This window comes from Allomuricauda sp. XS_ASV26, assembly GCF_041224615.1.
GTDB classification, from domain to species: domain Bacteria; phylum Bacteroidota; class Bacteroidia; order Flavobacteriales; family Flavobacteriaceae; genus Flagellimonas; species Flagellimonas alginolytica.
Genome location: NZ_JBGFGK010000031.1, coordinates 151,986 through 175,987, shown reverse-complemented (window position 1 = coordinate 175,987; position 24,002 = coordinate 151,986). Strand labels below are relative to the sequence as shown.

Below are 24,002 nucleotides of genomic sequence, written 5' to 3'. Positions count from 1 at the left end.
TTAGGAAAATCAGTTAAGGGCTATCAGTTTCTTATTTTGATAATGGTAGCCAAAGTTTCCCTGACCAAATGTTCAAGACCTTCAAAATCTTTATTGGCCAAAATATCCTTGCTGATCAGTTTGGATCCCATGCCCACGCAGGTAACACCCGCATCGAACCATCCTTTTAAATTGGACTCCTCGGTGCTCACGCCACCGGTGGGCATGATGCTCGTCCAGGGCTGGGGGCCCTTGATCGCCTTCACGAACCCGGGGCCATAGGTAGAACCAGGAAAAAGCTTGATCACCTCGCAGCCCAGCTCTTCCGCACGGTTGATCTCCGTCAAAGATCCGCAGCCAGGGGACCAAAGTACTTTTCTGCGGTTGCAGGCCAGGGCTATGTCTTCCCTTAAGGAAGGGGTCACTATAAAATTGGCCCCCATCTGCATGTACAGCGATGCTGCTGCAGCATCCGTTATGGAGCCGACCCCCATGATCATTCCGGGCAGTTCTTTGATCGCATACTTGTTCAGCTCGGAGAACACCTCATAGGCAAAATCGCCCCGGGCAGTGAACTCCATCAATCTTGCCCCGCCATCGTAACAGGCCTTGAGCACCTTTTTGCCCAACGCTATATCGGGGTGGTAAAAAAGAGGGACCATTCCTGTATCCCTCATTGCGTTCACTACATCAATTCTTGAAAATTGTGCCATTTTTATGTGCTTTGTGATTTTTTATCTGGCCACCCTTCCGGAGGCATCTCCACTCATCAATTTTTCTACTTCGGCCACTGTTGCCAAGTTGGCATCTCCCTTTATGGTATGCTTTAGGCAGGATGCCGCGACGGCAAAATCCAGTGCGTTCTGGTCGTCCTCAGGGTACTTGAGCAGTCCGTAGATCAATCCGCCCATAAAGGAGTCCCCTCCTCCGACACGGTCCACTATGTGGGTGATCTGGTATTCGGGGGACTTGTACATGGTCTTCCCGTCATAAAGTACTCCTGCCCATGTGTTGTGCGATGCCGATAGGGAGCCCCTTAGTGTGGTGATCACCTTCTTGGCCCGTGGGAAACGTTTCATCATCTGCTCACAGACCGATAGGAAGGCCTCGGCCTTTACGTGCTCTCCCTGGGTGGTAATGTCCAGACCTTCTGGCTTTATCCCAAAGTGCTTCTCCGCATCTTCCTCGTTGCCCAGTACTATGTCGCAGTACGAGGTGAGCTCGGACATGATCTCCTCTCGTTTGGCATCATCGCAATAGTTCCACAGCTTGGCACGGTAGTTCAGGTCCGTGGATATGGTAACTCCCATATCACTGGCCACCTTTACAGCCTCCAGACAGGCATCGGCCGCGCCTTGGGAGATCGCAGGGGTGATACCTGTCCAATGGAACCATTCCACACCTTCAAAGACAGCTTTCCAATCTACCATGCCCTGCTCGATCTCGGCCATGGCCGAATGTGCTCGGTCGTAGACCACCTTACTGCCACGGGTAACGGCACCGGTCTCCAAAAAATAGATACCCAGACGATCGCCTCCAAATATGACCTTGTCAGTGCCAACGCCCCTTTTGCGCATCTCCATCAGTGCGCAATCCCCTATGTCGTTCTTGGGCAAACGCGTCACAAAATCCACCGGAACTCCATAATTGGCCAGCGAAACCGCTACGTTGGACTCCCCGCCGCCATAGACCACATCAAATGAGTTTGCTTGTGAAAACCTTAAAAATCCCGGAGGGGCCAAACGAAGCATGATCTCCCCGAACGTTACTACTTTTTTCATTTTTATGTATTACTTATCGTTTAAGGCTTAGCTAAAGGCCAAACCTCCATTAATATCAATATTATTTCCATTTACAAAAGATGACTCGTTCGATGCCAAATAAGCTACCAAATCCGCCACTTCCTCTGCACTACCTTCCCTGCGCAAGGGGGTACTCGCAGCAACTTTGGCCCTTACCTCATCCTTGGTAAAATCATCATGGAACTTGGTTCCGATCAATCCAGGACATATTGCATTTGTTCGTATGCCTTTTGGTCCCAATTCTTTTGCCATTGCTTTGGTAAATGTACTCACGGCTCCTTTGGAGGATGCGTATAGTGTTGATCCTGCGCCACCGCCATCTCGAGCTGCTTGTGAAGAAAGGTTGATTATTGAGGCGCCCTCTTCCATTAAAGGCTCGAAAGCTTGTGTTACGAACACGGTCGACTTGAAGTTAACTCCCATGACCAAATCATAAAAATCCTCATCAAATTCTTCAAGAGATCGTCTTTCGAAAAGACCGCCTGCATTGTTGACCAAAATATCTACTTTATCACCAAAAGCCTCCACAGTTTTCTCTTTTAAATGAATAATTTCATTCATTTTGGAAACATCGGCTTTTACCGCAATTGCTTCTTGTCCCAACGATTGGATCTCGGCCACTGTTTCGTTGGCTCCTTTTTCCGAACTATGGTAATTCACCACCACTTTAGCTCCTTGTTTGGCCAGTTTAATCGAAATGGCACGACCAATGTCTCTTGATCCTCCTGTTACTACCGCTACTTTACCTTTTAGCATACTTTGTTTTGTTTTTTTTGAATTTTAGATTCCCAATCCTTGACCACCACCTACTTGAATGGTTTCTGCAGTTAAGAAGGCGGCATCTTCACTCACTAAAAATGAAACTACCGATGCAACGTCTTCGGGCTGCCCCAATCGTCCTAAAAGAATATTGTTCTTCCAAGATGCGAACACTTCTGGTTTAGTGGATTTGATTTGTGTATGAAAAGGGGTATCTATGGTACCTGGTGATACTGCGTTTACTCTAATTCCATATTCAGCAAGGTCTTTTGCCAATGCTCTTGTTATGGCGTGTACACCTGCCTTTGATGTTCCATAAATACCAGCCCCTGGACCACCTGCGTTCCAACCTGCGATTGAGGTATAATTAATAATTGTTGGACTATCTCCTTTTTTAAGATAAGGTATAGCAGCTCTTGAAGCGAAAAATGTAGAGTCCAAATTCAAAGCCATAACGAATCTGTAGAATTCTGTGGTCATTTCTTCGAATCTCGACCTTCCTCCAAGACCTCCTGCATTGTTTATCAGCGCATCGATTTTTCCATATTTATCCCCGATTTTTTGGATATTGGTGTTTACGGCTTCCTCATCCGTCACATCAAACCCATAATACTCGGCGGTTATGCCCTCTGCTTCCAGTTCTTTGACCCTCTTGGCTCCGGCTTCATCTTCGATACCGTTCAAAATAACCGTAAAACCATCTTTTCCAAGTCTTTTGGCCACTGCGAACCCAATACCTCCGGTTGCGCCGGTAATCAATGCTATTTTCTCTTTAGAATTACTCATTACTAAGTTATTATAGTTATTATGTTTTTAAATTTTCTTATTGAATTTTTGCCTTCAACGGTTCAATTTTTCCACAGAGCACCCATACACTTATCAAGGCAAGAATTGCCAATACTGCTCCAATAATGAAAGCAGGTGTATAATTTCCTCCCTTGGTTAGGATCGGCACCAAATAGGTCAATCCTACAGCAGCCAATTTTGCCGCCATTCCAGAAAAACCGGACAAGGTTCCTACTGTTTTTCCACTAAAGAAATCACTAGGCAGTGTTTGTACATTACCAATGGCAGTTTGGAAACCAAAAAGTATAATTGCCATAATGATAACTGCCATTACCGGTGCTCCCGGATTGGCCATGGCCAACAAAGAGGGCAACATGATCAAACATCCTATGGTTATTACCGTTTTTCGTGTTTTGTTTACGGTCCATCCTTTTTTCAGGAAACTTTGCGCCAATAATCCCCCGAACCATGCACCCAACATTGCACCAACATAGGGCACCCATCCGTAAATACCGATAGCTTTTACATCCATTCCATATACTTCAAAAAGGTAAATTGGTATCCAGAAAACAAATAGCCACCAAATCGGGTCAATGGCAGCGGAAGCTACAATTACCCCCCAACTCTGCTTTCTTGACAAAAGTTCTTTGGTATCTGGATTATAGGCTTCTTGATCAACCAAATTCCCCTCTTTGTCCTGTTCTTGATGTTTTTGCCCATCGAGGATATATTTTTTTTCCTCATCGGTTATCCAAGAATGGTACTTTGGAGGTGCCTTAACAATAATCATCCATGGAATTAGCCACAACAATCCTGTTATTCCCACTAAAACAAAGATGGATTGCCAACTGAAATAAATGGTCAAATATGCTATAACCGGAATTGCGATAATTCCGCCAACTGCAGCCCCTGAATTAAAAAGTCCTTGCGCAAAGGCTCTTTCCTTTGTTGGGAACCATTCCGCATTTCCCTTGGCCGCACCGGGCCAGTTACCTGCTTCGGCCACACCGAGAATTGAACGAAAAACTGCAAAACTCAAAAACCCTTTTGAAATTGCATGTAGTGCAGTGGCAATGGACCAAACCCCAATGGACAGGGCAAACCCCAATCGGGTACCTATCCAGTCGAATATTTTACCAAAAATGGCTTGTCCGAATGCATAGCTGAACACAAAAATTATAGAAATCCATGAATAGATTTCCTTGCGTTCATCTCCTGATTTATTGGGATATAGCTCCTCGGCAATTTGCGGCCACAATACTGTAATCGACTGTCTATCAATATAATTTATGACCGTTGCAAGTGCGATCAAAGCAATTACCCACCACCTTAAGCCTTTAATTTTCATTCTTTTGTATTTATTGGTTACGGGAGCGAGGGCACATAGAACCATCTTTGAAAACCTTTTGAAGTTTCCATTTGGTGTACTTTGAGCTCTGGGCGATCAGGATAATAATGCCCCTGTTTGCAATTGAAGTGCATATTTGACACCCAAAGTGTTCTTTGTTCTATTTTAATTCCCTCCCATTGATCGACCAAAGACAAAATCGTGCACTTTTTATCCTTGACGCTACATTATATTCAGTCTGATGTATTGTAACAATATTGATATAAAACCTTGAAATGTATCTTCATTTTTTCTCTTGCTCTCTGCGGGTCTTGATCTTTTATTGCTTCAAAAATATCTTCGTGCTCCTTGATCGCCATCTTTGATTGATTTTTATCGCAGACATGGTACTTCTCAAAATTGGTAATGATTTCAGGTGTAATTATCAACATGAAGGTATTCATTGTACTGTTCTTACTGGCCTTGGCTATGGCCAAATGAAAAAGCAAATCCTCTTCGACGGCATCCTGACCATTCATGACCTTCTCTTTATAGGCATCCAAGGTCTCCCGCATGTTGATCAAGTCTTTTTCCGTTCTTCTTAACGACGCCAATTTTACCGTCTTCAATTCCAACAAAATTCGGGTTTCCACCAATGATTTAAAGCTTGGTTCTTCCAGCTTTAGGATATCATCTATCATACCCTTCATGGCCACCCTACCTATATCGGCGATAAAGGTTCCACTTTGCGGTCTTGATTTTAAAATGCCATAAAATTCAAGTCTTTGGATAGCTTCCCTTATATTGCTGCGGCTTACACCAAATTTCTCCGAAAGCATTCTCTCCGAAGGGAGCTTATCCCCTGGTTCCAAGTTTTTATACTCGATATAGTCCCTTAAACCTGCAATTATTGCTTGTTGCACATCTGTATTTTCACCTTTGGTGAGCACTTCTAACTTCATGCCTTCGATTTAAAAATTGGTTAACCAGATTGGTTTGTTAAATTTATGAAAAAAAGTCCAATCAGCATAGCTTTTTCATGCATCTCAACAATGTGAAAATTAATGTTTAGAACAAAAGTCCACTGGCCAATCCCATGGCCAGTAAACTTTCTAAAAATAACTAAACCAACTAACTCAATATATGCACTTTACCATGTGGACCATGCCAATATGTTTTGACTTGCCCCAATGTATCAATACCCCGGATTTTGCGTTATTACACCGTCTGTTGCCAGGATTTCCGATACCGGGATCGGAAAAACATGATAGTTACTATTTATAGTTTGTCCCATTTCCGCATCGACAGTTCCTGTTCTTACCAAATCGAACCAACGTTGTCCCTCAAATGCCAACTCCAATCTTCTTTCATCTAAAATTGCCTGCCTAACCAGAGCTTGGGTATTCAACACAGTATGATCTAATGGATTTAACCCTGCTCTTGTCCTTATGGGGTCTAGCAAATCAAGTACATCTTCGGCCGAACTACCATTTTCATTCAGTGTTTCGGCATACATCAGAATAATATCGGCATATCTAAGCTCTATCCAATCATGTTCTGCCCCTAGACCTCCGTCTTTTGGGAATTTGATCGCGGTCAATCCATCCTCGCTAAGGGTTACCGCCCTACGTAAATCGGTGCCCCCACCATTGGCATCGCTCTCATCGAAAGCAGCTACCAAATCTTGGTCTACAGGTAAATCGGACTTTGAGTCGTCCCCAACAAACCAATTCCAAAAATCAGAACCAAAGTTATATTCGTCGGTTATTGAACTTGATATTTGGGTGGAGTATATAATTTCCGGGTTTTCGACCTCATTGGCGGCACCAAAAATTTCGTTGAAGTTTTCCTTTAGACTTATTCCTGCCGATGCAGCTCCGTTTACTACGGCGGCCAAATGTGTTTCGGCACTGGCAAAGTCACCTCTGGTAACATAAACTTTTCCCAAAAGGCCTTGTGCTGCATATTTGGAAGCTCTCCCGTTCGTTATTTCTGAATCTAGAGCTGCAATTGCATCTTGCAAATCGGGTATAATTACGTTATTGTAAACTTCATCTGCCGGTTGTCTTACCAAAATGGATGAGTCCGTTATACTTGGATCTGCCTCAAGATTTACGGTAACATCTCCAAATACCTGCACCAACTTAAAGTAAGACAGGGCCCTAAGGAACTTTGCCTCACCTACCAATGTAGCATCGGTAGAGTTTTCTATTACATTGTTTGCACTCAGTATCGACTTGTACATTGCGGTATAGAACGGTCCAAAAAATTGATCTTCCATGGCCGTAAGTCCGTTATCGTATTCATCAAATTCCGTGTAGGGAGGTTCGAACATAAATGCATTGTCCGATCTAAATTCTCCCATAACCGCCATTGGGGTCACAGATCCCAATTGATAGTAATAAGCTGCATTTAAAACCCCATCATAATTGGTCAATGAGTTTGAGCTTGCAATATTGGGCGGAAATTGATCTAAATCACTATCACATGCTGTTATCAATAACAACAGCCCCAATAATTTATATATAGATTTCATAGTTCTTTTTTTAGAAATTAACATTTAAACCTAGTGTAAAACTTCTCACAACCGGAGCTGCACCAAATTGGGATCCATACGTAGTAGGCCCTAAATAATCGCTTCCCGATGTCTGCACACCTTCTGGATTGTACGAGGTATAGTCATCTGCCCATAAGTACAATAAATTAGTGGCCGCTGCATAAAGTCTAACAGAATTTAAACCTATTGAACTGATCAAATCTTGATCCAGTGTATACCCAATTGTCAGGTTTCTCAATGCAATGTATGAGGCATCCTGTATCATGGCATCGGTCTGGTATCTGTTTCCTATATAGTATTCTCCATTGTGGTCGGCTATACCATCACTGTTGGCATCAAAACTATCCACCAATCTGCCACTCCACTGCGATTCGTAATAAAGAGGATCTATATTGTACACCTCTGCTCCATGCGATCCTTGAAACTGCATGGACATATCAAAATTCTTATATCGAAAATTGTGAGCCATACCCCAGTAAAAATCTGGCGTATTTTGACCAATTTTGACCAAATCCCCACCATCTTCAACACTTCTTGTGGCATCGATAACACCATCGCCATTTTGATCCACCACATAGGATTCTCCCGTGGTGTTATTTGGGTGCCGTGTCCCGTCTTCCAGATAGATCATTTCTACCTCCCCAATGGTTTCCAGCCCCCACATTTCTCCTATTTCGCCACCAACATAGTTTCTAAAGACAGGGCCTCTACCACTTACACCATAGATGGCCTGCGGCAATTCTTCGAGTCCGCCCAATTCCTTGATCTCTGTTTCAACTGTGGATAGGTTAGCGTTGAAACTCCAAGAAAAATTATCTTTATTGATAACATTGGCATTCAACTCGAATTCCATACCAGAGCTTCGAACATCACCAGAATTAAGTACGATGGAGGTTGTTCCATATACTTCTGAAACACTTTGATTGATCAAAATATCCTCAATATCGGATGTATAGTAATCTACACCCAATCTTAAGCGATTGTTGAAAAAGCCTAGGTCCACACCATAGTTGGTCTCTGTATTGGTCTGCCAGGTTAAATCTGGGTTTGCGATGTTGGATGGAATTAAATATCCTGTTCCGAATATGGTCGCACTGGGGTCCAATAGGCTCAGAGAGTCGTAAGAGCCCAAAAATGAAGTTGTTCCCAATGAACCTGTACTGAACCTCAATTTTAACTGACTAAGTGTTTCGTTATCCGCCAAAAATGCCTCGTTGTGGACGTTCCAACCCAATGAAAGAGCCGGAAAGGTTTCGTAACGGTTGTTCGCACCGAAACGCGAATCCCCATCCCTTCTTAAGGACGCAGAAAACAAATACTTATTGTCGTAGGCATATTGTACCCTACCAAATATACTTTCCCGTACTCTCTTCTCATCGCGCTCGGTAACTGTAATATCCGCTGGCTCAAAGAGGTTATAATTTTGTATGTCCGTATCGGGTACATTGGCACCATCCAAGGCCGTACCTACCAATCTTGTCGTTTGAAATTCGATACCGGCCACTGCCGATATATCATGTTTCCCGATTACTTTAGAATAGTTAAGGGTAGTTTCGCTCAATACCGTGGTTACTTTTAGATCGGTCTGGTCCATGTAGGTTTGACTTGTTCTTGCCCTAGAATCGTACCCCAACAATCTATGCTCATAGAACTGGGTATCACGTAGATCGCCCCCCAAAACCGTTTTTATGTTGAGCCCATCCAATATATTGTATTGCAAATACGAACTTACGTTACCAAAGAAGGTTTTTTCCCATCGTTCCGTATTGTCCAATTTTGCTGCTGGGCCAGCATCCCCCGAACCTCCGATACCATTATTGGCCCTTCCATAATGCCAATCTTGCGCCGCCATGCCAGGAACCAAATCGTAAATGCTACTGGCTTCATAGGTAGAACCTCTAAAACCATCATCAAATGGGGACAGCCCCAAAGCCTGTGCTTCTGCATCCAAGGCCTGAACAAACGCAATGGATTCTTCGGTGTGATATACGGGGTGCACCCCATAAGATCTTAATAAATCCCGCATGTCATGGCCCAAGATATCTCTGTGCGAAGTAAACCCGTTAAAGTTTATACCTGTTTTGAACTTTTCGCCCAACTTGGCGTCCACATTTACCCTAGCATTCAATCTTTCGAAGCCTTCTGTAATAATAATACCCTCGGTATTCTGATAACCAATTGAAGCAAAGTAGTTTACATCATCTGTTCCACCGCTCATGCTAAAATCGTGACTCATTATACTGCCACTCTGGAAAAGCCAATCCTCTGGGCTTATGGCTCCGGGCGAATTTTCGTAGGCATTGAGCCTAAACTCCACAAAGTCCGGGTCTATTTGAGAAAGGTCCCAATTCCCTGCTGCAATCTGTTCTCTGGAGTATGCAGCCCATTCGGGTCCGGATTTCATTATGTTATCACGGTATTTACTGGAAAAACTGGTGTAGGCATTGTAGCTAAAGCTAGCTTTGCCGGATCTACCTTTTTTAGTGGTCACCAAAATAACCCCATTTGCCCCCCTAGATCCATATATGGCAGCAGATGCGGCATCTTTTAGTACCTCCAAACTCTCAATATCGTTTGGGTTCACCGTAGCAAGACTTCCAGAAATTGGATAACCGTCAACAACGATCAATGGGTTGGAATCTCCGGATATGGACGATGCCGCCCTAATCTGAATTTTTGGGTCAGCTCCAGGGGATCCATTTTGATTCTGGATCAGTACCCCGGGCAATTTTCCCGCCAAGGCATCGTCTACCCTCGTTGCCTGGATTGCTGCGACGTCATCCCCTCCTACTTTGGCCACTGCTCCCGTTAAATGGGATTTTTTACGTGTACCGTATCCCACGATCACTACTTCATCCAAAAGTGCCATATCCTCTTGCAGTACTACATTTAGGGTTTGGCTCTGATTAATGGTAATATTCTGGGTCGCAAAACCTATATAGGAAAATCTAAGGACGTCACCAGGGGACACCTCTATGGTATAATTCCCGTCAAAATCTGTTTGAGTTCCATTGGTGGTACCTACCACCAATACATTGGCACCCGCGATCGGAACGTCGTTGGCATCGAACACTGTACCGGAAACCGTGTAAGCGTCTTGTGCAAACAACTGCAGGTTGAATAAACATACTATTGCAAGCAATAGTTTTAACTTAAATTTCATTTGTTTAGCTAGTTAGAATTATTAGTTTAAAAAAATTCATTCATAGTGTGCGGCTATGATAGTTGTCCAATCCCACCTTTAGGCAAATGAAAAGTCAAAATCAATCGAATTTTAGTAATTTTGAATTCTACATGTACACTAAAAGTGTATTTGTTACATATTACTTCCCTCCTAAGAAGTGATATTCCAAAAGGATAGGCGTGCACCTATCCTTTTTTTTGTTATTCAAATCATATCGTCTTTGTTGTTTTGAATTGGTTTACCAAATTGGTTTACCAAATATATGTGATAAAAATGTTAAATGAAAGTTATTGTAGGAAAAAAGCGTTAAAGTTTTTGTTGATATCCTATTTTAAGGGGTTCAAAAATGTCTTTACCTTATTTTATGCTGCCAATTTTTGACTATTTCTCCATAAAGTCTTCCCTGATTGGACTAAATACATCAATAAGAACACCTGCTTTTTTACAAATAGCTCCGTGACTCACATGGGGCGGAATATAAAAGGCGTCTCCAGCCTTCATTAATTTAGTCTCTTTGCCTATAGTAAGTTCAAATTCACCACTTACCACATAAGTAGTCTGTGAATGATAATGGTCGTGCATGGGCCCGACCCCCCCCTCGTCAAACTGTACATTTACGAGCATAATTTTGTCATCGTAAGCCATTATTTTTCTTTTCACCCGCTCACCTACGGTTTCCCATTCCATTTCATCCCCAAAAATGAATTCCTTACTTGATCCAAATGATTTCATCTTACTTCTTGTTTTAATTTAAATTGATTAGAGTAAAAGGTCCTTTCCATTTTAATTCTCGACCTTCTATATTGATACTATGATATTTATCTGATGTATTGTTCAATGTTGAAAACACAAAGACAGTAGTACGTCCATCCACAGTTTCAATGCCAACGGCCCAATAGCCATCCTGTTCATATAGTTTATACAACTTTTTAATATTTGACGTGGCATTTACCGCCAATTCCGTGACCGGACTATAGGTTCCGTGCGACTCCAATACGGATGCATACATGGTATTTGATCGATCGTTCTTTCTATGGATTAGAACAGGGTCCCTCCGTAAATTGAATTCTGGATCACTAGCCCCTACCCTACCCATAATCAAACTATCCTTTGCCGTGGCAAGAGATGTCAAGGTGTAAAATTTGTTGTTGGCCATCCAAGAAAATTTAAGATTATCGTCGGTCAACTGGGCGCTGCCTTCCTTATAGATATGTTGATAGCCGAAATCCCCTCCCAAAGGTCGCAACGTATCCTCGGCCTTATATGGAACGTTCAAGGTCATTAACTGGCCCAAGTAATAAAAAGGCAAATCATATTGATGGGCCCTATCCGATTCCACCTGCAATACATCCAACACTATAGGTTTTTGCCAACCCGTATCTTGTATTATGGCCATGGTACGGTGCATTTTGGTGCCGGGATACGCGTTTTTCTCGATACCACTTACCACCTGAATTTTAGGGTCTTCTATATTGAACAAATAATGTTCTGAGTGATTTTTGCTTCCAACCTCATATTTTGCGCCAAAATGGGAGGTTTGATCCTGTACCAGTGTATTATGGGCCACAGTCTGTTTGGCCCAAGTTTTATTTTCCTTTAAATAATTGCCTCCACCTTTTTGCTCTATGTTCACAAAACGGGCAAGTCCATAGTCTTGTACAACTTCGTCTCCATTCTCATAAAAAGAATAGGACAATTTATCATAATGTCCATGACTCAATCCCTGTGCGGTGTATTTAAAAACAAGTTCCAACTTATCTTTTCTCAACACTGAGATTCCACCTTCTTCACCATTTGGACCATCACGCAAATCAATACTTTTTTTAACATAGGGCAATTGTTGATTATTCTTGAGTCCCTTTGCCACGGACAATCCAGCATCGTTGAGAACAACTGTTCCCTGTTTTTGTGCTATATCCAATAGTTTCGGGTCTTTATTTCCATAATAATAGGCTACATCCACCGCATTGACCAATGAGGTGTTGTAGTAGGACATTCCTTTTTGTCCATCGTTAATTGGAAAAAAATCCCCGTCCATGTCCGATAGATCCAACAACGCATATACACTTTTAACCAGTACATTGTTGTTGTACTCAAAAACTTTTAATTCTGGTTTTACATTTTGCAAAGCTTGGGCAAAAATCAGGAATGGATACATGGCATACCTTTGATAGTAAGGTCCTTCGGTATAATAGCCATCTGGAGAAAAAGGTTCGTCCAAATTGGCATAAAACCCAGCTTCTTTCCCCTCTTCAATAATGAATCCACCGTCGTTGTCCTTGGTTCCTGTGTTTAGCTCAACATCTTTAATTCCATATAAGGCCCGTTCCAACAATGCATCGTCCTCCATGACCAAGGCGATCATTCCCACAGCTACATTGCCCCAGGTGCTATGATTATGGATCCTATTAAAAAATTGTGGGTTTTTTATCGATATAAAATCCGCAAAGGGTCTGAACAAATTCTTTTCCAGATGCTTACGTTCTTTCTTGCTCAAATAATCATAAATACAATCGTATGCTTGGCTTGCATATACCAACCAATTGGAATCGTTCAAACATTGCCAGAACAATTTGCCCCTGGCATATGAGCGCTCTTTAGGGTGTATGGGCAAGTTGGGATAGAGGTCTGCATAGGCCTTGAGCATTTCGTGCACATATACGGCATATGTATAGTCATCCAAAAGTTGATACAAAATACCCGCTTTTTGCATGAGTCTATAATTGCGTTTATGGGTCTCGTGGGTATAACCGCCAGAATAATCTTTGGGCACGGGCACATCAATACCTTGTTCTATTGCTGTGTCAACTTCCTCCTTTATGGTGGCAAGTGTCTTATCCAAAATGGGCAGATTGCCCATTTTGGCCCTTATTTCTTTTACACCTTCTTGGGTCAAAATGAGTTTTGGGTGGTCCTGGGCCATCGAACCAACAGAATACGTTGCAACAACCAAGAACATCGTTAAGTGTTTTACGAGCTTCATCCTACTGACCGAACAATAATCCAACATCCTTTCCATCGGTTCCTTTTCCTTTTAATGGGGAACCTGGTTGCAATTCATATCCGTCTTTTACAAACATCGGGGCCATTTCCCACAGATTCTCTGCACGATATTTTTGATTACCGGTAACCGTAAGCTTATCGGATTGGTAAAAGTTATTGTTGAGTACATTTACAATAGGCTCACCGACCACCAAGTGCATATTGACACCCTTGGTCTTATCAAAGATATTGTTCTGGACATCTATGACCTGAACTCCGTAGAGCGACACAGCAGCATCGTATTTATTACGATCATCGAATCCTACGTTGTCCAAAACGTTATGTTCCATTTCCAAGAACGGCCCAAAGGTACTCTCATCCTTTCCTCCCCTATGTAATCTCAATGCCGCTCCACCAATATCAGAGAAGCTATTGTTTTTAAGGATAACGTATTCCGCATTATATATTCCGATATCATCAGTCTCCTTATCCAGGGCGATCACATTGCCGGTAATGGTCTTGAACCTGGAATTTTTGATACTTATGGTATCGGCGAACGTATTTTTGTACACACGGATGGCATCGTAAGAATGGTTAACGTCCAGGTTTACAAAATCGCAATCGTCTATGAAAAGTTTGTAATTTTTGTTCATGGAATATTTGCTCGTTGTAATAACAGAATTGCCTGTTCTGTCAGGAGCATCTTCCCCATCGAACACTAAATTGGACAATGCTAGACTACCTCCATTGTTTATTTGAAACAATGACTTTTTCTCAAAGAACACCTTGGCCTTCTCCGACCCTTTGGAGGTAATGCTTATGGGCTTGTCCACTTCTATGGTTTTGGTGTTCGGATAGGACGCTCCTCCTTCCAAAACCAAAATATCACCTGCATTGGCCCCTTTGACGGCATCAAAAAGAGCGTTAAGGGCGGCAGGCACCTCAATAGTACTACCCGAAGATAAGGCTACATCGGTATCATCTTTGGGATACCAAGAAACACCAGTTTCATTTTTGGACAATATCTTTTCCGGAATATCGGCACCTACTCCTTCTGGCGCGTTCACCGGCACCAACAACCCAGATTGGTTCTCGGCCAAGTCCAGGTCTTGTTTAAAAAATCCATCCTCGTTGATCAGAATTACATTTTTGCTCACAAGATTGTTGTTGAAGGTAATTCCGCTAATATCATCGTAAACCGTAAAAAGATTGTCACGGTTTTCATTGTAGAAAATATTTTTCTCCATAAAAGAATCCACAGGGGGTGCATTTCGTTCTGCATCTGCACCGGCACAAAGTTGGATATGATCGCTATTGATAAAGGTGTTGTTGCGAACAATGGCATCTTTAGCTTGATCGTATCTGTTGATAGGAGAGTTATAAATACCGTTCATGATCACAAAAGCGCCACGAAAACGATATCCCGTTAAACCTACCCCATAATTATTGATAACGGTCTGCTTACCGTTGATCACTCGTATACCGCCTGTGCTGGGCTTGTTGTTTCCAATAAAGATATTGCCATCCACAAGGGTATTCTCCCCATGCCTCATGGTCAAAGTTCCAGTACATTCGAAGAATACATTGCCTTTATAAGTATTCATCCCCGACTTATTGGAAATAATCTCATGCTCGCCATTGCACCGATCAAAGTAGTTGGATTCCACTACGGTATTGGAATTTGTTCTTGAATAATGACTTGTTCCAATTCTCAAGGTCTCCCCACCATTAGAACCAAGGTTTTGTCTGGGACCAAAATAATTATGATCTATTTGGTTATGGTTCTCTTGACTGGCCTCGGAATTTAAACGTACGATCATGGTTACTCCACGATTGCGTTTACCTACCAAATGATTATGATCCACTCGGTTATTTTTACCATAAATGGCCACCCAAGTATCGGGCTCGTGCCGTTCTGGATTATTAAAATTATCTATTACACACTCCGTTAACCTACTATTGTTGGCCAAGGTATTTTTATCTTTTTTGAATGAAATAACCTCAGTGGTGGGGGTAAACCCATTTTTAAAAACAAGACCTTCCACAATTAAATGTTCGCCGGCCATTCGCAGATTGGACTGTCCTTCCAAGGTTACCTTACCTTTTTCTTCAACCGTCAGTTTAATAGGTTTTTCGGCAGTACCGACTCCTTCGAACAATAGCTCGGCATCTTGCCACACGCCATTCGCCAGGGTCACTACATCTCCAGGCTCAAGATTGGAAACAACGTTGTTGAATTCATCAACGGTCTTGACCAAGTTTTGCTTATTTGTCGATTTTGGCCCACAACCCACTACAACGATTGCGGATAATAATAAAATGGATAGTTTGTTTAGGTGCATGATATAATTGGTTTACCAATTTGGTTTACCAAATATATGTATATTTACGAGGTACGCAAAAATTTTGGCAATAAAATATGGAAACTGTATTACCTAGCACCTAAATATTTGAAATTATGAAAACACAATCAGAATTGATTATACAGCAATTAAAGAAGATTAGTACGGCCAGTATTGCCACCTGTCTTTTTAAAAAGGGATTGCGCAATCAATACATACAAAATGTAACTCCTTTAAAAAAATTGAAATCGAACATGGTGGGAAGAGCATATACATTAAGATATATACCTGCGAGAGAAGATCTAAACCCCATTGAAGTATTTAAAGACCCAAAACATTTACAACGCGTAGCGGTTGAAGAATGCCCAGAGAACCATGTATTGGTAATCGATAGTAGAAAAGACCCCAGAGCTGCATCCGCTGGAGCCATATTGGCCACCCGACTTATGAAAAAAGGTGCCGCGGGGGTTGTAACGGATGGGGGGTTCCGGGATTCCGAAGAAATTTCTAATCTACCTATGCCGGCCTACCACCAAAGGGCTAGTGCTCCTACCAACCTAACCTTGCACCAAGCCATTGCCATCAACGAACCTATCGGGTGCGGAGATGTAGCGGTTTTCCCCGGCGATTATATTGTAGGGGATAACGATGGTGTTATGGTTATTCCACAACACTTGGTCGATGACGTTGTAAGCGAATGCCAGAAAATGGAGCTATTTGAAAAATTTGTACTTGAAAAAGTAAACCAAGGAACGCCAATAATTGGTTTGTACCCGTTGACATCAAATGATTTACGTAAAGAATTTGAGGAATGGAAAAAGTAAAACAACCATATGTCTGATAAACAAAAGAAATGAGCATCTTAAAAACATTCTTTGATCTCCCCATATAAACTCCGTTTGATACGCATTTCGCAAGTATCAGGTCACGACCCAAATTTTTAAGGACTCACTATGGCGAGGATTGAAAACTGAGGCCTTCCCGGAACCCTCGCGACATTAAAGCAGGAGGTAGATTTAACCAAATTCTAATTACCTAATTATATATGTATTGGACTATAAATAGAAAAGTTGCATGTTTTTGTTTGTCCAGCGTAAAACACACCAAAGTGTTCATCCAGTCTCTAGCACTATATTCTAACAAGGAAAAAATTCAGTTCCTAAGCACCTAACAAAACAAAAGCCCCGCAAATTTACATCCGCGGGGCTTTCCGTTGGCCTACAAGGACTCGAACCTTGAACGACTGAACCAAAATCAGCTGTGTTACCAATTACACCATAGGCCAGTACCAAAAAGCTAAACTTGATTCAGCTTTTGAGCGTGCAAATTTAAAACAAACTTTGGTTTCAACAAATATTTTTAAAAGAATCCCTGCTAATTTTCCAATGCATGGGTGTTAAAGGTTTTCCAAAAATGGCTAATCTTCTATTATAGTTTTACTAAATTCGCCACAATTCGGTTAACAACCAACTCTATGTTTGCAAAAGACTTTAAAAAATGGGACACCATCCTCGGATGGGTTTCTTTCGCCATCGCGTTTATAGTTTATGCCCTTACCGTTGAACCCACTGGAAGTTTTTGGGACGCAGGGGAGTATATTTCCACTTCCGCAAAGTTGCAGGTAGGACACCCGCCTGGAGCTCCGCTGCTCCAAATGATAGGTGCTTTTTTTGCCATGTTCGCCTTTGGAGACGTTACCAAGATAGCGCTCATGGTCAATGCAGTTTCCATAGTATCCAGTGCATTTGCCGTATTGTTCACATTTTGGACCATTACCAATTTGGTCGGAAAACTCATTTCCAAAGAAGAGACAATAAACAATAGCAAAGCTATCGCTATTTTGGGAAGTGGACTTGTAGGGGCACTTGCTTTTACTTTCTCGGACAGTTTTTGGTTCAATGCAGTGGAGACCGAAGTATACTCCATGGCCAGTTTAATAATGGCACTTTTGCTTTGGTTGGGCCTAAAATGGACAGATAATTTAGACGATCCACGAGGACATCGTTGGTTAATGCTCATCTGCTTTGTGATCGGCCTAACCTTCGGGATACAGTTTATGGGATTCTTGGCCATTCCCTCCATTGGGCTCTTGTACTATTTCAAAAAATACAAGACCACAACAATAAAGAATTTTTTATTGGCCAATATCATCGTAGTGGCCATACTTATATTGGTCTATAAATTCTCGCTCACCTATGTTTTAAAACTATTTGGCTGGAGTGAGGTTTTCTTTATCAACGAAATTGGGCTTCCGTTCAACTCCGGATCCATAATCATGGGACTATTGTTTGTTGCCGCCTTCTATTTTGGTTTGAAATATACCCGAAAACATAATTACTACAATGCCAATATTGTTGTCCTCTGCCTAATGTTCCTAATCCTCGGCTTTTCTTCTTGGTTGATGCTTCCTATTAGAGCAAATGCAAAAACCGTAGTAAACGAAAACAACCCTTCGGACGCGCGTGCCCTTTTGGCCTATTATAACAGGGAACAATATCCCGGTGTGGACAGTCCCGTATATGGAGCGTACTATTCCGATACTTTTGCCCCATCTGGAGAAGATCGGGACGATAGCCCCAAATACGAAAAAGACCTCAAGTTGGGCAAATATGTAATTGTTAACCATTACAAAGGTGCTATTCCCGGACCCAATGAGAAACATGTAGGTATTTTGCCCCGAATGTGGAGCGACCAGCATGCCGAAAACTATATGCGCTATTTTGGCGCACTGGATTTCCGCATAAAATCCGAATACATTTCCAACAACGATCTTAGGGAAGCGGTGAACCAATTTAAGACCGCATACTCCCAAGGAGAATTGGATACAGAACAGTACATTCGGTTTTTAAGGGAATTTGGGGAATACATCGAAGTTGAGCCCCCGACCCTGGGCCAAAACTTAAAATATCTTTTTGATTTCCAGTTCAGCTACATGTACATGCGGTACTTTATGTGGAACTTTGTTGGCAAGCAAAACGACATTCAAGGTAGATACGATGAAAATGGCAACTGGCTGAGCGGCATCAATTTTATAGACAATATTAGGTTGGGAAGCCAAGAAAACCTGCCCAGCGATTGGAAAAACAACAAAGGCCGTAACACCTATTTCTTTCTGCCACTACTGCTGGGTATTTTGGGCATTGTATTCCAAATTTCCAAAAACCCAAAGCAATTTTGGGCGCTGTTTATTTTCTTTTTGTTCACAGGACTGGCCATTCAATTCTATACCAACCCATACATTTTCCAACCTCGAGAACGCGATTATTCGCTCGTTGGATCGTTCTATGTTTTCTGTATATGGATCGGTATTGGCGTATACGGCCTCTTCGATGAATTTAAAAAGCTGATTTCCGCCAAAATCGCTGCACCTGCCATTGCCACATTGTGCCTTTTGGCCGTGCCTTTGTTAATGGGCTACCAAAATTGGGACGATCACGATAGGTCTAACCGATATACTGCGCCATCAACAGCAAAAGCTTACCTCGATTCCTGTCAAGAAGATGCAGGGGCCATATTGTTCACTATTGGCGATAACGACACCTTTCCGCTTTGGTATGCTCAGGAAATCGAAAATTACAGGACCGACGTCCGCATTGTAAACACCAGCCTTTTTGCCACCGATTGGTACATTGACCAAATGAAACGAAAGGCCTATGAAAGCGACCCTATACCATCTCAATTAACCCACGACAAGTACAGTTATGGCACAAGGGATGCGGTGTATTATCAAGGCATAACCGAAAATCGTTGGAATATCAAGGATTTTATGAATTGGATCGGTAGCGATAAGCCCCAGACCAAGTTCCGACATATTTTAACCAACCAAGGGGCCGATTTGAGCCAGTATTCGGAAAGCACTTTGGATATTGTATACTACCCTACCAATAAAATCAGGATACCGGTCAACAAACAAAACGTTCTCGAAAGTGGTCTGGTAAAAGAAAAGGATTCCGCCTTGATCGTGGATTACATCGACATTGACCTTCCAACTGGTGCACTTCCAAAAAACAGAATTTTGATGTTGGACTTAATTGCCAACAACGATTGGAAACGACCCATCTACTTCTCGGGAGGCAGTTTTGACAGCGCCGAATATATTTGGATGAAGGATTACTTGCAATTGGATGGTCTGGTGTACAAACTGGTGCCCATAAAAACCCCGAACCGTAATTCCTTTGAAATGGGACGTATCGACTCCGAGTTGATGTACGACATCGTAAAGGATTGGGATTGGGGCAATTCTGGTAGCGACGATATTTACCACGACCCACAGACTCGTTCACAAGGATTATCTTTCCGTAGTAATTTGGCCCGTTTAATGGAAACCCTTATTGCAGAAAACAAAATTGATAAAGCCAAGGATGTGATCAATATCGCCATGGAAAATATTCCGGTGGAACACTTCTATTTTTACGCCTTTGTTGAACCTTTTGTGGACGGATATTATAAAGTTGGCGAAACGGAAAAAGCCCGGGAGCTGTTCGGAAAACTCAAAAAAATATATCAAGAACATTTGGAATATTATGCCAATATTCCTCTGGACGAACAATATGATAAAATTGACGACATCCTTACCGATATGCAGGCCTACCGCAGAAATATTGACATCTTAATAGAAAATGGAGATAAAGAACTGGCCGAGTCGGAAACCATTATCTTTAATGAGTACATCGATATGTTCTCCCAATTTGTTGATGAGGAAGAAGATGTTTTGGACGAACCAATAACCTTGGACCCCGATATGGAAGATTCCATTCCGTTGGACACCATAGAAAGGGTGCCCGACTCCACGATAAAATAAGGTAACAGCAAAAAAAAGCGAGGTAAAAACCTCGCTTTTTTATTTAAATATATTCGTTTAAAATACCAATGAGGGTATTGGCGTCCTGCTCACCACTTTGGCGCCAGACCATTTCACCCTTTTTGTAGATCATTAACGTTGGCAACCCTTTAATACGCAGTGCCTGTGAGAGCTCTTTATTTTTATCCACGTCAATCTTTATTACTTTGCCTTTATCACCTAGGGCAGCGGCCACATCGCTCAACACAGGATGCATAGAAGTGGACTGCTCGTTCCATTCTGCATAAAAATCTAATAATACAGGTACTTGTAAATCTATAAGTTCTCCGAATTTGGACATGTATTCTAAGGTTTACAGTCAAAAGTAAGAAAAAATGTTAATGTTTAACAGTTAAACATTTCTTTGGCACCATGGCGAATAAAATTAGGCCAACCCCTTTTTCTTTAAGGTGATAACGGATATCTCCGGCCAGATACCAAAACGGCCTGGATAACCAATAAAACCAAACCCTCTGTTCACATTGATAAACTGGCCCAATTCTTTGTATATACCCGCCCAGTATTTATACCTCCATTTTACCGGGCTCCATTTTATCCAACCTGGTATTTCCACTCCAAACTGCATGCCGTGGGTATGTCCACTGAGGGTCAAGTGAAAATGATAATCGTCCTGTAGTACCACATCTTCCCAATGGGACGGGTCATGGCTCAAAAGTATTTTAAAATCTTCCTTGGCAACACCCGCCTTGGCCTTTTGCAGATCGCCGGCTTTTTTAAATCCGCCACGTCCCCAGTTTTCCACCCCGACAAGTGCAATTTTATCTCCTTGCTTTTCTAAAATGCGATTGGAATTCAGTAATAGATCAAATCCCATTTCCCTTTGCATCGTCTTTAGATCTTCGAGGTTCTGTTCCTTTTCTTCCTCGGTATCCCAAACGGCATAATCACCATAATCGTGATTTCCCAAAACCGAAAATACACCATCATTAGCTTTCAATCGGGAAAAAACCTCTTTCCAAGGCTCCAGTTCACTTGAACGGTTGTTTACAATATCACCCGTAAAAAAAATAACATCGCTCTTTTGTTCGTTTACGAGATCAATTCCGTATTCCACCTTTTTATAATCATCAAAACTACCGCTGTGCACATCCGAAATCTGCGTGATCTGATAATTATGAAAAGCGTCGGGAAGGTCTTCAAACTCCAACTCGTATTTTAATACCTGATAATTATATTTACCGCGGTACATACCGTACAAAAGAGCCCCAAAAGGCAAGGCCGCCAAGCCCAAGGCAATGCCGCTCACAAATTTTCTACGGGAAGGATAAAACTCGTCGGCAGAACTGGATAGGCCTACCATTTTATTGTAGCCAAAACCCAATAAACGTACGATATCTTCCAAAAGTAGAAAGAAACCCAATACCAAGGCCAACAAAAAGAAGGCGGCAAATATACTTCCCGCTATAGCGGCCGTGCCTTTAAAACCATCACCTGGATCGTGGGTAACCACTTTTACGGTCAAAAAAACCAAGGCTCCTAAAAACAATATAATATAGGTCCAGTGCAACAAAGGACTCTTGAACAATGTTTTAAAGGCTTGAAAACCATACACGGCGAGTACCACATATAGGATTGCCAAAATGATAAATCGGGACATACAATTTTTTTACAAAATTAGCGCTAATCTCCTATTAAACAGTGTATTTTAAATTTATTTAACGGCTCGAACTATTGAATTGAGGATATCTAAATTCGAAACCGCCACTTTATCCTCCACCAAATGCTTACTGGAATTCATACTGATTTTCCCTTCCAAATCTAAAGGGTTTTCAAAGCTTGTTCCCGAACAATGAATAGCGCTGAGACCTATTTCTTTAAATTTTGATGCATTGCTGGGCGACACCCCTCCCCCAGCCATTATAGTTATTTTGGAACGCTGTTGCCAAACCTTTAGGTTTAATATCCCTTCTTCGGATGAGGGCTTGCCTCCGGACGTTAAAATAGTCTGGACGCCAATATCCTCAAGTTGCTTTATGGCTTCCAAAGGTTTTGCCACCCAATCAAAAGCACGGTGAAAGGTAAAATGTATTCCTTGGGACAATTCCACCAGTGCTTTGGTTCTTTTAACATCAATAGAAAAATCATCCCTCAAAACCCCAGCAACAACACCATCAACACCTAATTCCTTGCATGCCAAAATATCGGCTTTCATTACTTCAAATTCAGCGTCGAAATACGTGAAATGCCCTCCTCTTGGACGAATCAAAACATGAACGGGAATATTTAGCTCACCTTTAACCAATTGTATAAGACCAATCGATGGGGTTACGCCTCCAACCCCAAGTTCCGAACAAAGTTCGACCCTATCTGCTCCCGCTATTTCGGCATGTCTTGCAGACGCTAAGGAATTGGCACAGACTTCTACCAGCATATTGTATATTTATGAACCCTAAAAATAAACATACCAACCTATGGAACGACGCAAATTTCTTAAAAATTCCAGCCTTTCGGCGGCAGGACTGCTTTCCACCTCCACTTTGATGGCGTGTAAAACCGATACTAAACTGGAAACAGCCATATCCGAACCAACCACGTCTAACCCAACCAAACCCATTGTGGTATGTACCTGGAATTTTATGAATGCTACAAATAAAGCTTGGGAAGTACTAAAATCGGGCGGAAATGCTCTAGACGCCGTAGAGCAGGGCGTTAGGGTCGAGGAAGCGGATGAAACCAACGAGACCGTGGGCAAAGGCGGTAGGCCGGACAGGGACGGAAACGTCACCCTGGATGCCTGTATTATGGACAAGGATGGCAATTGCGGCTCTGTTGTTTGTATGGAAAATATTGTGCATCCCATTTCGGTGGCACGTAAGGTAATGGAAGAAACCCCACACATTATATTGGCAGGAAAAGGCGCAGAGAAATTTGCTTACGAACAGGGCTTCAAAAAAGAGGACCTACTTACCGAAAGTACCAAAAAACAATATGAAGAGTGGCTAAAAAAATCGGAGTACGAGACAACGATCAATATAGAGAACCACGACACCATCGGTATGTTGGCAATAGATGAAAAAGGCGACATGGCCGGGGCATGCACCACAAGCGGAATGGCCTACAAGGTAGCGGGGCGCGTTGGGGACTCCCCAATTATTGGGGCAGGGTTGTTTATTGACAACGAAGTCGGTGGCGCCACGGCCACTGGGGTTGGCGAGGAAGTCATTCGCACCGTGGGCAGTTTTTTGATCGTGGAGTTGATGCGACAGGGAAAAAGTCCGCAAGAAGCATGTGAGGAAGGCGTAAAACGCATTATGAAGAAAAACGAAGGCCGCAAAGATTTCCAAATCGGATTTTTGGCCATCAACAAAAATGGCGAAACGGGCGGATATTGTGTGCATCCTGGCTTTACGTATCGGGAGTATTCCGAAAACGGGCACGAGAATCGAGAGGTGACCAGTTTCTACAAATAGATACTAGAACGCT

17 protein-coding genes and 1 tRNA gene are annotated in these 24,002 nt (G+C 42.3%); 3 read left to right on the top strand and 15 right to left on the bottom strand.

The genetic code is table 11. The features are described 5' to 3' along the window. Positions 1-23 precede the first annotated feature (23 nt). From AB9K32_RS08280 to AB9K32_RS08230, 11 genes are all read right to left on the bottom strand, one after another. Positions 24-692, bottom strand: a complete 669-nt coding sequence (locus AB9K32_RS08280) for a bifunctional 4-hydroxy-2-oxoglutarate aldolase/2-dehydro-3-deoxy-phosphogluconate aldolase (RefSeq protein WP_369884912.1) — start codon at positions 690-692, stop codon at positions 24-26. 21 nt (positions 693-713) lie between these two features. After that, positions 714-1,760 (bottom strand): PfkB family carbohydrate kinase, encoded by a 1,047-nt coding sequence (locus AB9K32_RS08275; RefSeq protein WP_369884911.1) that lies wholly within the window; start codon positions 1,758-1,760, stop codon positions 714-716. Between the two features lie 27 nt (positions 1,761-1,787). Continuing rightward, positions 1,788-2,537 carry an SDR family NAD(P)-dependent oxidoreductase gene (locus AB9K32_RS08270; RefSeq protein ID WP_252078948.1) on the bottom strand — a complete coding sequence of 250 codons (750 nt, stop codon included), beginning with the start codon at positions 2,535-2,537 and terminating at the stop codon, positions 1,788-1,790. 24 nt (positions 2,538-2,561) lie between these two features. Continuing rightward, complete coding sequence (locus AB9K32_RS08265) at positions 2,562-3,326, bottom strand: SDR family NAD(P)-dependent oxidoreductase (RefSeq protein WP_369884910.1); 765 nt, start codon at positions 3,324-3,326, stop codon at positions 2,562-2,564. Between the two features lie 37 nt (positions 3,327-3,363). Further along, a complete protein-coding gene (locus AB9K32_RS08260) occupies positions 3,364-4,674 on the bottom strand; it encodes an MFS transporter (protein WP_369884909.1) in 1,311 nt (436 codons plus the stop codon). Positions 4,675-4,907: 233 nt separating this feature from the next. After that, positions 4,908-5,615, bottom strand: a complete 708-nt coding sequence (locus AB9K32_RS08255) for a FadR/GntR family transcriptional regulator (protein ID WP_252078945.1) — start codon at positions 5,613-5,615, stop codon at positions 4,908-4,910. A 233-nt stretch (positions 5,616-5,848) separates the two neighbouring features. After that, complete coding sequence (locus tag AB9K32_RS08250) at positions 5,849-7,189, bottom strand: RagB/SusD family nutrient uptake outer membrane protein (RefSeq protein WP_369884908.1); 1,341 nt, start codon at positions 7,187-7,189, stop codon at positions 5,849-5,851. A gap of 10 nt (positions 7,190-7,199) precedes the next feature. After that, positions 7,200-10,373 carry a SusC/RagA family TonB-linked outer membrane protein gene (locus tag AB9K32_RS08245; RefSeq protein ID WP_369884907.1) on the bottom strand — a complete coding sequence of 1,058 codons (3,174 nt, stop codon included), beginning with the start codon at positions 10,371-10,373 and terminating at the stop codon, positions 7,200-7,202. 402 nt (positions 10,374-10,775) lie between these two features. Next, positions 10,776-11,126, bottom strand: coding sequence for a cupin domain-containing protein (locus tag AB9K32_RS08240; protein WP_369884906.1), 351 nt, complete (start codon positions 11,124-11,126; stop codon positions 10,776-10,778). Between the two features lie 13 nt (positions 11,127-11,139). Continuing rightward, entirely contained in the window at positions 11,140-13,353 is a 2,214-nt protein-coding gene (locus AB9K32_RS08235) for an alginate lyase family protein (RefSeq protein WP_369884905.1), read from the bottom strand. Positions 13,354-13,378: 25 nt separating this feature from the next. Further along, positions 13,379-15,718, bottom strand: a complete 2,340-nt coding sequence (locus AB9K32_RS08230; protein WP_369884904.1) for a polysaccharide lyase 6 family protein — start codon at positions 15,716-15,718, stop codon at positions 13,379-13,381. 116 nt (positions 15,719-15,834) lie between these two features. Between AB9K32_RS08230 and AB9K32_RS08225 the strand changes: the two genes are divergently transcribed. Then, positions 15,835-16,542, top strand: coding sequence for a ribonuclease activity regulator RraA (locus AB9K32_RS08225; protein ID WP_369884903.1), 708 nt, complete (start codon positions 15,835-15,837; stop codon positions 16,540-16,542). 389 nt (positions 16,543-16,931) lie between these two features. Here the strand turns inward: AB9K32_RS08225 and AB9K32_RS08220 are convergent. Beyond that, a tRNA-Gln gene (locus AB9K32_RS08220) sits at positions 16,932-17,003 on the bottom strand. Between the two features lie 189 nt (positions 17,004-17,192). On the opposite strand from AB9K32_RS08220, the gene AB9K32_RS08215 reads away from it, so the two are divergent. Then, entirely contained in the window at positions 17,193-20,519 is a 3,327-nt protein-coding gene (locus AB9K32_RS08215) for a DUF2723 domain-containing protein (RefSeq protein WP_369884902.1), read from the top strand. A gap of 43 nt (positions 20,520-20,562) precedes the next feature. On the opposite strand, the gene AB9K32_RS08210 is transcribed toward AB9K32_RS08215, so the two are convergent. The 3 genes from AB9K32_RS08210 to AB9K32_RS08200 all read right to left on the bottom strand — a co-directional run bounded on the left by AB9K32_RS08210 (position 20,563) and on the right by AB9K32_RS08200 (position 22,950). Then, positions 20,563-20,859: a co-chaperone YbbN gene (locus AB9K32_RS08210; RefSeq protein WP_224835494.1), complete on the bottom strand. Its 297-nt coding sequence runs from the start codon at positions 20,857-20,859 to the stop codon at positions 20,563-20,565. A gap of 84 nt (positions 20,860-20,943) precedes the next feature. After that, positions 20,944-22,176 carry a metallophosphoesterase gene (locus tag AB9K32_RS08205; RefSeq protein WP_369884901.1) on the bottom strand — a complete coding sequence of 411 codons (1,233 nt, stop codon included), beginning with the start codon at positions 22,174-22,176 and terminating at the stop codon, positions 20,944-20,946. Between the two features lie 54 nt (positions 22,177-22,230). Beyond that, positions 22,231-22,950 carry a copper homeostasis protein CutC gene (locus AB9K32_RS08200; protein WP_369884900.1) on the bottom strand — a complete coding sequence of 240 codons (720 nt, stop codon included), beginning with the start codon at positions 22,948-22,950 and terminating at the stop codon, positions 22,231-22,233. A gap of 40 nt (positions 22,951-22,990) precedes the next feature. On the opposite strand from AB9K32_RS08200, the gene AB9K32_RS08195 reads away from it, so the two are divergent. Further along, a complete protein-coding gene (locus tag AB9K32_RS08195; protein ID WP_369884899.1) occupies positions 22,991-23,989 on the top strand; it encodes an isoaspartyl peptidase/L-asparaginase family protein in 999 nt (332 codons plus the stop codon). Positions 23,990-24,002 lie beyond the last annotated feature (13 nt).